Origin of the sequence: Geomonas sp. RF6 (assembly GCF_021044625.1) — a bacterium.
Lineage (GTDB): Bacteria > Desulfobacterota > Desulfuromonadia > Geobacterales > Geobacteraceae > RF6.
Genome location: NZ_CP087999.1, coordinates 3,705,966 through 3,719,876, shown reverse-complemented (window position 1 = coordinate 3,719,876; position 13,911 = coordinate 3,705,966). Strand labels below are relative to the sequence as shown.

Genomic DNA, 13,911 nt, shown 5'->3' with positions numbered 1-13,911 from the left:
TCCACCCCCATTATTTCGAGGTGCCGATCCCCTTCTCCAGGAGAAAGTCGAGGAACGCCCGATTGGCACGGGAAAGGTATCCGTGCTTCTTCCACCCGATCAGCAGATCGAGATACAGCGGCGGGTCGAATGAAACACTCTGCAGTTCATCATCTTCCGCAATGACCATTTCCAGGAATACGGAAATCCCCAGCCCGTTCTGGACCAGCGGCTTTGCCAACGAGAAGAGGTTCGTCTCGAATGCGATCTTCGGCGTCACCCCGGCCTCCTTCAGCACCTCGAGAATGAGCTCCCGCAGGTAGTACCCCTCCTGGTACATGATAAGGGGCTCCGACGCCAGTTCGCGTGCCGTCAGGCTCTTCCTCGACGCCAACGGGTGCGACTTCGGCAGACAGATAATTACTTCTTCGCGTAACAGCCTTTGCATCTCCAGCGTCTCGGGAAAGCTCGCCCCGGCGATCACCCCGAGGTCGAGTTCCCCCTGCAGGATCATCTTCTGAATGCTGGAGGCACCCTCTCCCGAAACCGTGATGTTGAGCCCCGGGTAGCGGCCGATGAAGTCGCGGATGATCTGCGGGAAAAAGTATGCACTCAGCATCGGCGGGATCCCTATACGCACCTCCCCCTTCGCGACACCTCGCAACTCCTCCATCTCCGCCTCGGTCGCCGCCACCTCATCGAGGATCTTCTCCGCATGCCGCAGAAAGATGGCTCCTTCAGCAGTTAACTGTGCCCGCCTCTCCTGCCTGTTGAAGAGAACCAGATCGAGCTCATCCTCGAGCTTCTTCATCGCCATGCTCACCGCAGGTTGCGCCACATGCAGCCGTTCCGCCGCCTTGGTGAAGCTGCTTTGCCTGACGATCTCCACGAAAAATTGCAGTTGCCGAAGTTCCATCCCGCCCCCTATCATAACTACAGCTTATACTATACATAAATATTATATATTTTATTTATGGATGTGGCACTGGTATTGTTGAGGTCATCGGAAACTGGAAGCGCTTCTACAGTGGTGAAATCTTCAGCAAGGCAGGGGAAAAGAATGGGTAAGGTAGAAAAGGGGAGCCGCACCTTCCGGACGATAAACCTCGCGTTCTTCGCGGCAGGATTTGTTACCTTCGTGACGCTGTACGACGTGCAGCCGCTGCTGCCGGTCTTCTCCAAGGAGTACGGAGTGCCGGCGGCGCTGGCGAGCCTGCCCCTCTCTCTTTCGACGGCGGCACTCGCAGCAACCATGCTGGTCGCCGGGACCTTCTCTGAATGCTTCGGGCGCAAGCCGGTGATGGTCGCCTCCCTCTTCATCACCTCCATTCTGGCGCTCATCACCCCGCTCACGCAGAGCTTTCCCACCCTCCTCGGGGTGCGGCTGATACAGGGCGCCGTGCTGGCGGGACTTCCTGCCGTTGCGATGGCCTACCTCAGCGAAGAGGTGGCGCCCTCGTCACTTGCAGCCGCCATGGGACTGTACATCGGCGGAAATGCCGTCGGGGGGATGACCGGGCGTATCTTCACCGCTTCCGTCACCGACCTCTTCTCCTGGCGCGTCGCGATCGGCGCCATCGGCGTCATCTGCATCGGGCTCTCCTTTATCTTTGCCAGGAGCCTCCCCCCTTCCGTCCACTTCCGCCGCCAGACTTTCAAGGTCTCCTACCTTTTCACGTCCCTCTACAGGCACCTGCGCGACCCCGGGCTCCTCTGCCTGTACGGCATCGCCTTTCTCCTGACCGGCGGCTTCGTCACCATGTACAACTACATCACCTTCCGCCTCCTGGGGACGCCGTACCACTTCAGCCACACGACGGTGAGCTGGCTCTTCCTCGTCTACCTCATCGGTTCCTGGAGCTCCGCCTCGGCCGGCAAGGTCTCACGCCGTCTCGGCAGGGACAAGACCCTTGTCTTTGCCATCACGCTGATGGGTGTTGGCGCGACCATCACGCTGGCTCCGGAGGTCCCCGCCATGGTGTGCGGGATGGCCGTCTTCACCGCCGGCTTCTTTGCCGCCCACGCCACCGCCTCCAGCTGGGTCGGGAGCCGGGCAGCCACCGCCAAGGCGCAAGCCTCCTCCCTCTATCTCTGCTCCTACTACCTCGGCTCCAGCATCTCAGGGACGGTCGGCGGCGTCTTCTGGTCGACGGAGGGGTGGAGCGGCGTGGTCGCCCTGATTTGCAGCCTCGTTGCAGTAGGCGGCATCGTCGCCGCAGTCCTCTCACGGGTCGTGGCACGAGAGGAAGCTCCCCACGGTGAAGAGCCAGCGGGACTTGCGCTCCGTTCCGGCAACTGATCACGCAGCAAAAGGGGGACAGGCAACTTTTCCACGCGCCCGAAAGGCGGAAGGGGGACAGGCAACTTTTCTATGGAAAAGTAGCCAGTCCCCTTTTCCTCTGGCACCGGCTATGGGACGTCTCCCCTTGTCTTTCTCGCCCATCCGGCATATCATCCACTTTTCGTTGCGCCAGCGTACACTCCCCATGAACAGCAAGGAGCACTTCTGAAAATCTGGATCGATGCCGATGCCTGCCCGCGGGTGATCAAGGAGATCATCTTCCGCGCGTCCGAACGCCTGAAACTCCCCGTCCAGCTCGTGGCAAACAAGAGCCTGGCGAAGCACCACACCACTCTCATACAGTCAACTGTCGTAGCTGACGGTTTCGACGTGGCCGACGACTACATCGCCGAAAACGCCGCCGCGGACGACCTCGTCATCACCGCCGACATCCCCCTCGCCGCGCGGGTCGTCGCCAAGGGGGGTGTGGCTCTCGACCCTCGCGGCGAACTCTACACCGAAGAGAACGTGGGGGAGCGGCTCGCAATGCGCGACCTGATGGCGGAGTTGCGCGGCAACGGCCTCGTCACCGGCGGCCCGAGCCAGTTCTCCCTCACCGACCGCCAGCGCTTCGCATCCGCTCTGGACCGTCTTCTCACCCAAATGACCCGCGGCAAAGGACCACGTTAATGGCACTCCCCTCAACAGTTCACAAAGCTTCCATCCAGCTCTCCGACATCGACCGCGGCGTCTACGAATCCTTGCAGGCGACCGTGGCACGGCATCCCTCAGAAACGGCGGAGCGCCTGGTCGCGCGGCTCCTCGCCTACGCCATTTTTCACGAAGAAGGGGTGCAGTTCACCAAAGGGATCTGCGTGGGGGAGGAGCCGGATCTCTGGAGCAAGGAGGCTGACGGGCGGGTGCTGTCGTGGATCGAGGTGGGTGTGCCGGAGCCGGAAAGGGTGGCAAAGGCCGCGCGGCACGCAGGACGCGTAGCGCTTCTGGCCTGTGGCAACTCGCTGCCGCATTGGGAGCGGCATCACCTGCCGAAGCTCGTGGGCGTGGGGAATCTGACGGTCGCGACGGTCGAGCAGGCCTTCATCAACCGTCTCGCCGCCCTCGTGCAGCGTTCCATCAGCTGGGAGATAACCATAACAGAGGGTACTGTCTATCTCCAGATCGGCGGCGAGTCGCTGGAAACACCGATAGCAGTGCACTGCGGAGCTCGGTAGAAAAAGGGGAGTGCCCCCAATCCCCCCTGCCCCCCCTTCGCAAAGGGGGGAACGCGAGGTCTCGTGCGGCCGTTAGTGGCGCGGGGCAGAGGATTGTGTACTGTAGGCCGGAATAAGCAAAGCGTTTCCGGCATAATCTTGGCAGTTATGCGGAGGAAGACGCCCTCTTCAGGCTCCTACCCCTTCAGCATCGCCTCCAGCCGGTTCAGCCCTTCCGCAATATTCTCCATGGAGTTCGCATAGGAAAACCTGAGGTACCCTTCCCCCCCTTTGCCGAAGTCGATCCCGGGGGTGACGCCGACGTGCACCTTCTTGAGGATCTCGAACGCCAGCTTGTATGAGTCCTCCGAAATATGGCGGGCATTGGCAAAGACGTAGAAGGCGCCGGTCGGCTCCACAGGAATCCCGAAGCCGATCTCCCGCAGGCGGTCGATCATGAAGCGCCTCCTGCTGTCATAGATTCCCCGCATCCTCACCACGTCTGCCTGCGCTTCCTTCAGAGCTGCGATGCCGCCGATCTGCGCCACGGAGTTCGGAGCCAGGAAAAAATTCTGCTGCAGCTTCTGCAATGTCGGCACAAACGCCTTCGGCGCGATCAGGTAGCCGAGCCGCAACCCCGTCATGGCAAAAGCCTTGGAGAACCCGTTCAACACGAAGGCGCGGTCGGTGAATTCGAGCACCGTGTGCTCCTCCCCGACGTAATTCAGCCCATGATAGATCTCGTCCGAGATCGCCCACGGCCCCATGTTGCTGATGGCGCGCATCCGGTCCGCCGACAATACCGTGCCGGTCGGGTTGCACGGCGAGTTCATGAGGATCGCCTTCGTCCTGTCCGTTATCTTCTCGCGGATCGCCTCCGGCCGGTACTGGAAACCGTCCTCCTCGTATACCGGAACGGTCACCACCTTTCCGTCCAGAAATTTTATGAAGTTTGGGTAACAGGCATAGTGTGGGTCAGAGATGATAACCTCGGAACCTTTCTCGAGGATCATGGAGAACATGCTGAACATGGCAGGCGATGTCCCCGAGGTCACCACAACCTGCTCCGGATGCACCTGCACGCCGTAGGTGTTGTGGTAGTGCTCAGCAATCGCCTCCCGCAGCTCGATCATCCCCAGGCTGTGGGTATAGTGGGTGCGGCCGTCCTTCACCGCCTTGCAGATCGCCTCGCTTACGCACTCCGGCACGTCGAAGTCCGGCTCCCCCACCTCGAGATGGATCACCTTGTGGCCGGCCCTCTCCATGCTCTGGGCCTCTTCGAGCACATCCATAACGATGAAGGAAGTCAGTTCATCTACTCTGGTAGGAATCGTGGTAGGAATCATATTCACCCGTTACCTCTAAAGATTGAGACCCTGCACCGGCTGTGGTGACAGGGCCTTGTTGATTCTGCGGTTGCGCCGTTCCCGATCGGAAGCCCGGACTAACTCGGTCGCGACGCGGTCCCTCTGTCAGTGAGAATGGGGGCGCCGTGGCGCCAGTCGCGGTTCATGGAAAAGAGGGGCAAGAGCTGCTGGCTCCATACTCCGAATGAGCCGAGCCGCTTGTCCAGCGCGTAGGCATTCTCCCTGATCATTTCCTTCGACGGCACTCCGTCCTTCCGGGCCAGGATGACCCTGTTCACCTTGCGGAGACTGAAAAACCTGCCAAAGACAGACTCGTACGTCTCCGATTCCCGATCGTACAGCCGGCTGGAGGACCAGGTATTCGCGGCCAGCACACCTTCCGGCGTCAGTACGCTCTTCACCTCCGTCAGAAACTCCCGTGTCAGCAGGTGCTCCGGGATGTACTCCTGCTCGAAAGCATCGAGCATGACAATGTCGAAACTCTCACCCTCCCGCGCCGCGCGGCGCACGAAGGCCCGGCCGTCCTCCTCTGCAACGCGGACCCTGTCACTCACGCGGAAGCCGAAGTACCTCTGCGCCACGCGCACCACGGCAGGGTCGATCTCCACCGTATCGATCTCCGCTTCGGGAAATATGGCGGAAAGTGTCGTCGCCAGAGTCCCCCCTCCCAGCCCGATGATGAGGATCCTTCTCGGCTCCGGGTGCAGATACAACGCGGCAAGCATCATCTTCGTGTAATTGAAGACGAGGTGCCCGGGATCTTTCAGCGAAATGCAGGTCTGGCGCGGGGCGCGCTCACGCCCGAAACGGATGCACCTCTCCCCTTCGCTCTCGTACACGGTGATCTTGCGGTATATCGAGGGCTCCGTGTGCACGACCTTTTCTGGTCCTTTTGCGCGTCCGGGCGCTGCCATAAAATCTCCACCATGTGCTACTGCCGCCGGCTCCCTCCCCTGAAACAGCGGGAAAAGAGTACCTGGCAAAGGTTTCGCCACATCAAACGATGCACATGATCAAGTAACATACCTCCCCGACCAAAAGCAACCCATTCTGCTCCTGCGCCTCATGTCGGTCCGAAGGGCCGATAGAAGGCATACCAACCGTCGTTGGAAAAGGTCAATGCAGCACTGTTTCCCGTATCTTGGTACACTTATCATAGGCTCGGGTGTTCCTCTGTCCCGCAGAAAGGTACCTGCCGAGGTAAGCACCGGAGCAGCCATACGGGAGGAGGCACCGTCAAAGTGGACACCACCTGAGATGCCCCCCAAAGAAGGTATCAAGGAGGTTTAGTGATGGAAATGGACATGGAAAGAGACGATAGCAGCAGCATGACCGCGCTTATGGCATTTGTGATCGGAGCTGCCGCTGGTGTGGCGTTGGGGTTGTTGCTGGCGCCCAAGGCGGGTGAGGAGATGCGCCAGACGATCAAGGACGTCTCCAGGGACGCCATGGACAAAACGAGGGAGACGGCTGAGATGATGCAGGAGAAAGCCAGATCCATGATGAATCGCGGCAAATCCGCCGCCGAGGAAGGAATGGATATGGTGCGGGAAAAAGCTCAGGAATTTCGCGGGACCCGCGAGGAGCGGACCGAGAACATCGTCGATCCCTTCAGGAACAAGATGTAGAAACCGCGCTTGTGACCTGCTCAGCTAGACAACATCCACCTACCACTGCAGGCGGCGGGGTCCTCCCCCGCCGCCGTCGTATTTCAGGAGTCTTTCTGCGCGCCAATTCCTGACGACCCCCATCGTTGACCCATTCAAAGCCGGTAACTGTCGAATCCTCACCTCCAACCCAAGCCGGAGGGAGCACTAGATCTTCAGCCCGATAAGCGGCCAGATGAAGACGACCGAGGCCATGAAGAGGAGCCAGGAGATCGCCATGATCACCAGACCGGAGACGATGATGTCGCGGCTCTTCAGGTAGCCGGAGGCATAGGCGATGGCGGTGGCAGGGGTCCCCATCGGCAGGCAGTAGGCGAGACCGGCGGGGAGCGCGATGGAAAGGGTCATGACCTTCGGGTCCATCCCGGTGGTCTGGCAGAGTCCCATCCCCACCGGCATCAGTATGGCGACGACCGCCGCGTGGCTGATGCACTCGGTAAGGACGATGGCGACGAGGGAGATGATGGCGATCACGGCGAGGGGTGAGTCGTAATACCCCATCCCCTTCTTGACGATCCACACCGCTGCCCCCGTCTTCTCCAGTGCCGAGGCCAGAGCGATGGTGCCGCCGTACATGAGGATGATCCCCCAGTTGACGTACTCCTCGATCTTTTGCCAGGAGACCACCTTGAAGGTGAAGAGTGCCGCGGCGGCGAGGATTGCGATGGCGGCAAGTCCCGTCTTCTCGCCGAGGGTGATCCAGCAGCACACGGTGACGACCATGACGAGTGCCGTCAGCATCTCATCGTATCCCATCTTCCCCATTTCCAGCCTTTTGTGGTTCAGAAACTTCCTCCCCACCTCCACGTCGGTCAGGTCTGGGGGAAAGAACTTGAGGAGGATGATGAAGGCGATCACCAGGAGCGGGATGACGATCATGCACGCGGCAATAGTCCAATCGATGAAGGAGAAGTGAAGCCCTGTGGCCTCCTTCAGAAGGCTGGCGGCAAGGGGAGCGCGCGCCCCGCCGAGGAAGGTGGCGATACCACCGATGATGCACCCCCAGGCAAGCGACATGAAAAGGAGCCGGCCGAAGTTGCTCTTCCCCTTCTCCAGCTGCAGCGCGGTGGAGATCTCGGTCACGACCGGAAAGAGCATCGCCGCTACCGCATGCTCGCTCATGATGAAGGAGAGAAATGCCGAGAGGAGAAAGACGGTCAGCCCGAGGCTTGTCGGAGTCTTCCCGAACTTCGCGAGCATGGCGCGAGCGAGGCGCGCCGATATACCCGTCCCGGTCATGGCTGCAGCGAGGATGAAGGCGCCGAGAATGAAGAAGACCGCCTCGTTGCCGAACATGGAGTAGGTCTTCTTCGCGTCCATGATCCCCAGAAGGGGGAGCATGACCATGGAGAGAAGCGCCGTCACCGCGATCGGGAGGAGACCGGAGATCCAGAAAAAGATCGTAGCACCGAAGAGGACGAGGGAGCGGTACCCTTCCGGCGAAAGCCCCTGCGGCGGGGAGAGGCGCAGCAGGATGGCCACTACAACCGCGAGCGCCGCCATGACCTGGTAACGCGCGGTCTTGTCCAGAAGGATGAGCCACATCGGGCGGTTGTCTATCTTGAGGGGCTTGTCGAAGAGCTGATTTTGATCGTTGTTCATCTGCGTGACGTCTTTCCCTTCTTGCTGCACGGCGAGGGGCGGCACCCCGGCTGATTGGAGGGGCTTACAGCCCCGATGACGCGTACGACTCCTCTACCTGCTTCACCCTGAGAATCCGCCTCAGGTCGGAAGTGGCGAGGAGGCGCTTGTCGTCGACCATGTCGATGAAGCCGCGCATGGCACCGCGCCCCGAAACCCGCACGAAGGGGGTGGAAAGCAATACCAGCGGCAGCAGCGGCTTTATCAGGGCCTTCTTCCCTCTCCATCCGTGATGGAGATGGTCGAAGGTGGCGTACAGCTCTTCCGCCGGCATCTTCGCCGCCCCTGTGCAGAGCCTGACGAGCGGAACCACCCCGAGTGACAGGAGGGTATCGATCCCCGCCATCGTAGAGGTCACCGGCTCCTGTCCCACCGTCAGCGTCGAGGTTACCGACCAGCGGGGAAAGACCGAACGGGCGTGATTCAATGCCTCCAGACGCGTCTCCACCTCGGTGGAGCGGCCGTCCGCGAAGGAGGTAAGGGGGATATCGACAATGTCCACACCGGCGGCGTAGGCACGCTCGACCTGTTCAGCAGACGCCGCCCACGGGAGTCTTCCCATGAGGTGAGCGTTGAAGTTCTTTTTTATGACCCTGGCCAGGCTCTCCCCTTGCGGAAAGCGTTCGCTCCCCCCGAAGGTGAGATGAAAAAGAGAGGCGTTGCACTGGTAGTGGCTCTCGTACAGAGTTTCCAGCGTCTCCCGTTCGGGAAGGTTGCCGCCGACGAAGAAGACGCTGTCCTCCCGCCGCAACTCGTCGGGAGAAGGATCACGGGGATCCAGGGAGACGAGCTCCCGCAATTTGTTCTGGTCGATCTTCATTTCACTCTCTCATCCCGACGGTACATGATGGACGGTGATTGGATCTCACCCGTCCTCTAGTACTCTACCCAACAACTAGGGCATCCGGAAGATACTGAACAAAATCAAAACGGTCAAGAAAAATATATACATTGTCTACCTGAGTAGTAGACTAAAGGGCAACGGTAGCCGTTATGTAGGCTGGAATAAGCGCGAGCGTTTCCGGCACGCCGTCCGCGCCGACGCCAGGTACGCCTGAGGCTTCTGCCGCCCTACCTCATGGCTCTCCTGGATCCGCCCCCGGAGACGGAAAAGCCCCGGTAGCGTCTGCCACCGGGGCTTATTGTAACACTGCAGGAGAGGAAGGAGTTACTTCGCGTCCGTCATGTACCACGCCGCGTCCTCACCCATGCCGGCGACCAGCGACTCCACGGCCACCGCATAGGTGACCCAAGGGTTACGGTCGATGTACCGGTTCACCATGTAGGTGCCGATGACTTTACCGCTCCCGCCATCCTTTAGCCGACAGGTCGTCATCCCCCTCCCGGTCAAGGTCATCGCTATCCCCGGATCGATTAGAACCAGCTTCGGCTCCACAACCAGGGTCCTTGAATCCGCCTTTCCGCCGAAAAGGGCCTTGTCGAAGTAGGTGGTCTTGGGCAAGGTCTTGCTGAACCCGTCGTTAAAAAGCTTCGTATAGAAGGCTTTCGACTTCTTGAATGCCTCGATGTCTGTGCTGCTCATCTTGTCGAACGACACTTCGTCAAAGGAGAGCGGTTTTACCAAAACCTTTGTGTACGGGGCGAGCACCGTGTCCTTCTTCGGAGGGAACGTCGAGCATGCGGCAGTGGTGAGGGTGAGCAGTCCGGCAAGAAGCAGCGACAGCAGTTTCATAATTTTCTCCTTTGACAGAATTAACAAACGACCACCCAGTACAACAAAGCGTGCGTGATGTCAACCTTGTCTACACTGAGACACCATCCCCGCTGTCTTGCCATTTCTGGTCCGCAGAGTACGATTAGCATTGATTTCTTTTAATTTCCGGATCGGAGGGGGCGAATGAAACGGGGGATGCCATGGGGATCTTGCATCATGTGGCTACGCTGCGCCAGAGAGGAGGCCGTAACCCTCTCCCGGTCAAGAAGTCTCCGACGAAGAGTCACACACTACCGCTTTTTGTGCTCATCCTCCTTTCCTGCATCGTCGGGTGCTCCATCGGGAGCCACATCTTTTCGAGCAAAAAGGAGGTAAGGGAGACGCCGGGGACGTACGGGCTGCGCTACCAGGATGTGTGGTTCACGTCGGCAGACGGGGTACAACTCAATGGCTGGTACATCCCGGGGAAACCACAGGTCCCCCCCCTCCTCTTCTTCCACGGCAATGGCGGCAACCTCTCGGACAACGTGCCGTACGTCAGGCTGCTGCACGACCGCGGTTTCCCGATCTTCATCTTCGACTACCGCGGTTTTGGCAAAAGCCGCGGCAAGCCGCTCGGAGAAAACGACTTGTACAACGATGCTCGGGGAGCCCTCACTTTTCTCTCAACGATGGGGTGGCGCTACGAAAACACGATCTTCTACGGCCAGTCCATGGGGGGCGCGGTGGCGCTGCAAATGGCTCTGGAGAAGCAGCCCCGCGCGCTGGTGCTGGAAAGCTGCTTCACCACACTTTCCGACATCGTGAAACACCTCGCGCCGATCCCTTACTACGTTCTCTTCTGGTGGTGCTTCGACCTCGGCTTCGACAACGTCGCGAAGATCCAGCAAAACAGGGTGCCGGTCTTTGTCATTCACGGCACGAAGGATGCTGTTGCGCCGGTGGAGATGGGGCGGCGCCTCTATGCCAAGGCGCAGCAGCCGAAGATGTTGTACATCGTCCCGAACGGCAGGCACTGCGACGCGCAGGAGGTGGAAGCCACCTCCTACCTGCAGGCATGGTCGAAGTTCCTCGGGACGCTGCAGACAAGGACCGCAAGCCGGAAGTTGAGCAAGCGCTAAAGGGCACGGATGTTTGACTTTTCAGCAGCTTTGGGTCATGATAACTCGCCGCCCATGGAGGGCGCCCCTCCTCCAAATACCGTCCGGGCTGCTTGAAAAGGAAAGTCGATGATCTGTCCGTTGTCCCTCGCCCATTTCTTTGCACTGGGCGCGTTTCAGATCTTCACGCTGCTCATCTTCATCAATCCGCCCCTTTCCCCTCTGCCACTTTTGATCTTCCTCGCCCTCTGCATCGCGGCCCCCTTTTTCCCGCAATTCAGCTTCTTTTTGCCGATCACCAGCAAGGGGAAGAAAGACGGGCGCGGAGTCGCGCTGACTTTTGACGACGGCCCCGATCCCGCCACCACCCCCGCACTCCTGGAGCTTCTGGCACGGCACGGCGCAAAAGCCACCTTTTTCGTCACGGGGGTACGCGCCGAGCGCTATCCCGAGTTGATCCGCGCCATCCTCGACGGCGGGCACTCCATTGGAAACCACTCCTTCAACCACTCACCGTTCCTGATGCTGAAAGGGAGCGGCACGCTGCGGCGAGAGGTCGCCTCCGCACAGGAGGTCCTGAAAGGGTTCGGCGTCATCCCCCTGGCGTTTCGCCCGCCGGTCGGGATAACAAGTTCGCGGCTGTGGCGAGTTCTGCTGGAGCAGGGGATGTTCTGCGTCAACTTCAGCCTCCGCGCCTGCGACAGGGGAAACCGCCGGACGAAGGGGCTCGCGCGCAAACTCCTCGCCAAGGTGCGCCCGGGGGACATCGTCCTCCTGCACGACATTTCGCCGCGAGAGGGGGACGTGCCGTATCTGCTGGGGGAGTTCGAGGCGTTTTTGAATGGGGTGAATGCTAAGGGGCTGGAAATCCTCCCCCTCGCGCAACTGATCGGCAAGGAAGTCATGCAAGACGCTTCCGGAGCCGACCCGCATGCCGCAAAGCTCTTCTACGACGGCCTCGCGGCGACCTACGACGCCGAGCAGTTCGGCTCCGGCGTCTCCCTTTCCCGCACGACCGAGTGCCGCCTCTTCGAAGCACAGGTCCCAATCCTCTTCTCCGGCTGCGACCGCGTGCTGGAGATCGGCGCGGGCACCGGCATCTTCACCGTGCAGATCGCCAGAAACTGCCGCGAGGTGGTGGCGGCCGACATCTCCCGCAACATGCTCGATCTTCTGGAGCAGAAAGCGCAGAAAGAGGGGATCGAAAATATCCGGACCGTGCAGGGGGACGCGGAAAAGATGGAATTGCACGGCCCCTTCTCGCTCGCCTGCGCATTCTCGGCGCTGGAATACCTGACCGACCTCCCGGGATTCGTGAAGAAGATCGCCGCCGAGCTCGAGCCCGGTGGCGCCGTCTACTTCATCACCGCCAGAACCTCATTCTTCAGATTCTTCACCCAGATCGGAAACGCCATGCGGCAGGGGCTCTGGCTCAAGTCGCACTCCCGGCGGCAGATCGAGAAGATGCTGAAGGATGCCGGATTCGAGAAGATCTCCATATCTTCCCACCTCCTGAAGTGCGGGATCAACGGCGGTATGCTTCTGGAGGTCACAGCCCGCAAGCCGCTCGGGGATGCCGGCCGGAGGGAGAAGTGACCGAGTCGCATCCGGAGGTGCCGGCGCCGCGGACGCTCGTGGTGATACCGCTCTATAACCATTCCCAGACGGTGAGAGGGGTGGCCGAAAAGGCACTCGCCGCGGGTTTTCCTGTGCTGGTGGTGGACGACGGGAGCACAGACGCCGGTCTGGAGGTTGTGAAGGACCTGCCGGTGCAGCGACATCATCTGGCGGTAAATGCAGGGAAGGGAAGCGCGATCCTCGCCGCCGCAGCTGTCGCGGCCGAGCAGGGGTTCGAGGCGATATTGACCATCGACGCCGATGGCCAGCACGACCCTGCCGACGCCCGATTGCTCGTCGAGGCAGCTGCCGCGGACTGGCCGTCACTGGTCATCGGCGCGCGCCGGATGGATAAAGAGGATAATGTCCCCGCCTCGAGCCTCTTCGGCAGGGACTTCTCCAACTTCTGGGTCCGTCTCGAGTGTGGCCAAACCCTTCCCGACACCCAGAGCGGCTACCGGCTCTATCCAGTCGACTTCCTCGTCGGGGGTCGCTTTTTCTCCAGGCGCTACACCTTTGAGATAGAGGTGCTGGTGCGCGCGGCATGGGCGGGGCTGCCGATCAGTTCCGTCTCCGTCTCCGTGTATTATCCGCCGGGGGAGGAGCGCATATCCCACTTTGACAAGTTCAGGGACAACGTGCGCCTGACCTGCCTGCACACCTGCCTGGTGACCCGCTCCCTTCTCCCCTGGCCGCAGCGGCGGCTGTACCGCAAGTCGACCGGGACCGAGCTGCGGCCGAGCATCCTGCGACCGGTCGCGTTTTTCAAGGCGATCAGCAAGGAGCACTCGAGCCCCGCGCAGCTCGCCGCCGCCGCCTGGATCGGCATCTTTCTGGGCGCGCTGCCGATAATCCCTTTTGGGATCGCGGCGATCGTGTACACAGCCCACAAGATCCACCTCAACAAGGTCGCCGCCGTCGGCGCGAGCAACCTCTGCATCGCCCCCTTCGTGCCCCTTCTTTGTGTGGAGGTAGGGCACCTGTTGCTGTATGGTGCGCCGCTGGAAGATTTCAGCAAGCAGACACTCCTGTACGAGCTGCATCACCGGCTCCTCGAATGGCTGATAGGCTCACTCCTGATCGGCCCCCTCCTCGGCGCCCTCGGCGCAGCCCTCACGTATCTCGTAGTCAACTGGTTTAGAAAGAGAAAGAGCGGCAATCGCTGAAAAAGACTTCTTCCGTGATTATGCGGAGCATCGAAGATTTCCTCAGGCACTGCACGAGAAGTCGCGTTCACCCCTTCGCGCAAAGGTTCATCAGGGAATTCCGGGGGAGCGTCGGTACATTGCCAGGAAGCACTGCAGAAGGCCTAACGTTCCCCCCTTTGCGAAGGGGGGGCAGGGGGGATTTGATCTTCAAGTCTCCTCACCCGT

The 13,911-nt window shown here is 60.5% G+C and carries 13 protein-coding genes; 7 read left to right on the top strand and 6 right to left on the bottom strand.

What is annotated here, in order from left to right; translation table 11 throughout:
• Nucleotides 1–10 precede the first annotated feature (10 nt).
• Nucleotides 11–895, bottom strand: coding sequence for a LysR family transcriptional regulator (locus LPW11_RS15985; protein ID WP_230994871.1), 885 nt, complete (start codon nucleotides 893–895; stop codon nucleotides 11–13).
• A 144-nt stretch (nucleotides 896–1,039) separates the two neighbouring features.
• Here LPW11_RS15985 and LPW11_RS15980 point away from each other — a divergent pair, with 144 nt between their 5' ends.
• The 3 genes from LPW11_RS15980 (at nucleotide 1,040) to LPW11_RS15970 (ending at nucleotide 3,492) form a co-directional block, all read left to right on the top strand.
• Nucleotides 1,040–2,278 (top strand): MFS transporter, encoded by a 1,239-nt coding sequence (locus LPW11_RS15980; RefSeq protein ID WP_230994870.1) that lies wholly within the window; start codon nucleotides 1,040–1,042, stop codon nucleotides 2,276–2,278.
• A gap of 207 nt (nucleotides 2,279–2,485) precedes the next feature.
• Nucleotides 2,486–2,950, top strand: coding sequence for a YaiI/YqxD family protein (locus LPW11_RS15975; protein ID WP_230998306.1), 465 nt, complete (start codon nucleotides 2,486–2,488; stop codon nucleotides 2,948–2,950).
• Nucleotides 2,950–3,492, top strand: coding sequence for a YaeQ family protein (locus LPW11_RS15970; protein ID WP_230994869.1), 543 nt, complete (start codon nucleotides 2,950–2,952; stop codon nucleotides 3,490–3,492). Before LPW11_RS15975 ends, LPW11_RS15970 begins: the two co-directional genes overlap by 1 nt.
• Nucleotides 3,493–3,668: 176 nt before the next feature.
• Here the strand turns inward: LPW11_RS15970 and LPW11_RS15965 are convergent, their stop codons facing one another.
• Nucleotides 3,669–4,817 (bottom strand): pyridoxal phosphate-dependent aminotransferase, encoded by a 1,149-nt coding sequence (locus LPW11_RS15965; protein WP_230998305.1) that lies wholly within the window; start codon nucleotides 4,815–4,817, stop codon nucleotides 3,669–3,671.
• Between the two features lie 98 nt (nucleotides 4,818–4,915).
• On the bottom strand, nucleotides 4,916–5,752 hold the full coding sequence (locus LPW11_RS15960) for a spermidine synthase (RefSeq protein WP_230994868.1): 837 nt from the start codon (nucleotides 5,750–5,752) through the stop codon (nucleotides 4,916–4,918).
• A gap of 390 nt (nucleotides 5,753–6,142) precedes the next feature.
• On the opposite strand from LPW11_RS15960, the gene LPW11_RS15955 reads away from it, so the two are divergent.
• Nucleotides 6,143–6,466 (top strand): YtxH domain-containing protein, encoded by a 324-nt coding sequence (locus tag LPW11_RS15955; protein ID WP_230994867.1) that lies wholly within the window; start codon nucleotides 6,143–6,145, stop codon nucleotides 6,464–6,466.
• A 186-nt stretch (nucleotides 6,467–6,652) separates the two neighbouring features.
• Here LPW11_RS15955 and LPW11_RS15950 read toward each other — a convergent pair whose 3' ends face one another.
• From LPW11_RS15950 to LPW11_RS15940, 3 genes are all read right to left on the bottom strand, one after another.
• Nucleotides 6,653–8,107 carry an SLC13 family permease gene (locus LPW11_RS15950; RefSeq protein WP_230994866.1) on the bottom strand — a complete coding sequence of 485 codons (1,455 nt, stop codon included), beginning with the start codon at nucleotides 8,105–8,107 and terminating at the stop codon, nucleotides 6,653–6,655.
• A gap of 64 nt (nucleotides 8,108–8,171) precedes the next feature.
• A complete protein-coding gene (locus LPW11_RS15945; protein WP_230994865.1) occupies nucleotides 8,172–8,966 on the bottom strand; it encodes a hypothetical protein in 795 nt (264 codons plus the stop codon).
• Nucleotides 8,967–9,314: 348 nt separating this feature from the next.
• Nucleotides 9,315–9,839, bottom strand: a complete 525-nt coding sequence (locus tag LPW11_RS15940; protein WP_230994864.1) for a hypothetical protein — start codon at nucleotides 9,837–9,839, stop codon at nucleotides 9,315–9,317.
• A 182-nt stretch (nucleotides 9,840–10,021) separates the two neighbouring features.
• Here LPW11_RS15940 and LPW11_RS15935 point away from each other — a divergent pair, with 182 nt between their 5' ends.
• The 3 genes from LPW11_RS15935 (at nucleotide 10,022) to LPW11_RS15925 (ending at nucleotide 13,704) form a co-directional block, all read left to right on the top strand.
• Nucleotides 10,022–10,942: an alpha/beta hydrolase gene (locus LPW11_RS15935; RefSeq protein ID WP_230994863.1), complete on the top strand. Its 921-nt coding sequence runs from the start codon at nucleotides 10,022–10,024 to the stop codon at nucleotides 10,940–10,942.
• Nucleotides 10,943–11,050: 108 nt separating this feature from the next.
• Nucleotides 11,051–12,517: a polysaccharide deacetylase family protein gene (locus tag LPW11_RS15930; RefSeq protein WP_230994862.1), complete on the top strand. Its 1,467-nt coding sequence runs from the start codon at nucleotides 11,051–11,053 to the stop codon at nucleotides 12,515–12,517.
• Nucleotides 12,514–13,704, top strand: coding sequence for a DUF2062 domain-containing protein (locus LPW11_RS15925; protein ID WP_230994861.1), 1,191 nt, complete (start codon nucleotides 12,514–12,516; stop codon nucleotides 13,702–13,704). Before LPW11_RS15930 ends, LPW11_RS15925 begins: the two co-directional genes overlap by 4 nt.
• Nucleotides 13,705–13,911: the final 207 nt, after the last annotated feature.

What these genes read in the sequence shown, in the direction of transcription:
- LPW11_RS15945 (WP_230994865.1), bottom strand. Translation starts at nt 8,966, where the DNA reads ATGAAGATCGACCAGAACAAATTGCGGGAGCTCGTCTCCCTGGATCCC.
- LPW11_RS15950 (WP_230994866.1), bottom strand. Translation starts at nt 8,107, where the DNA reads ATGAACAACGATCAAAATCAGCTCTTCGACAAGCCCCTCAAGATAGAC.
- LPW11_RS15970 (WP_230994869.1), top strand. Translation starts at nt 2,950, where the DNA reads ATGGCACTCCCCTCAACAGTTCACAAAGCTTCCATCCAGCTCTCCGAC.
- LPW11_RS15940 (WP_230994864.1), bottom strand. Translation starts at nt 9,839, where the DNA reads ATGAAACTGCTGTCGCTGCTTCTTGCCGGACTGCTCACCCTCACCACT.
- LPW11_RS15935 (WP_230994863.1), top strand. Translation starts at nt 10,022, where the DNA reads ATGGGGATCTTGCATCATGTGGCTACGCTGCGCCAGAGAGGAGGCCGT.
- LPW11_RS15985 (WP_230994871.1), bottom strand. Translation starts at nt 895, where the DNA reads ATGGAACTTCGGCAACTGCAATTTTTCGTGGAGATCGTCAGGCAAAGC.
- LPW11_RS15965 (WP_230998305.1), bottom strand. Translation starts at nt 4,817, where the DNA reads ATGATTCCTACCACGATTCCTACCAGAGTAGATGAACTGACTTCCTTC.
- LPW11_RS15930 (WP_230994862.1), top strand. Translation starts at nt 11,051, where the DNA reads ATGATCTGTCCGTTGTCCCTCGCCCATTTCTTTGCACTGGGCGCGTTT.
- LPW11_RS15960 (WP_230994868.1), bottom strand. Translation starts at nt 5,752, where the DNA reads ATGGCAGCGCCCGGACGCGCAAAAGGACCAGAAAAGGTCGTGCACACG.
- LPW11_RS15980 (WP_230994870.1), top strand. Translation starts at nt 1,040, where the DNA reads ATGGGTAAGGTAGAAAAGGGGAGCCGCACCTTCCGGACGATAAACCTC.
- LPW11_RS15955 (WP_230994867.1), top strand. Translation starts at nt 6,143, where the DNA reads ATGGAAAGAGACGATAGCAGCAGCATGACCGCGCTTATGGCATTTGTG.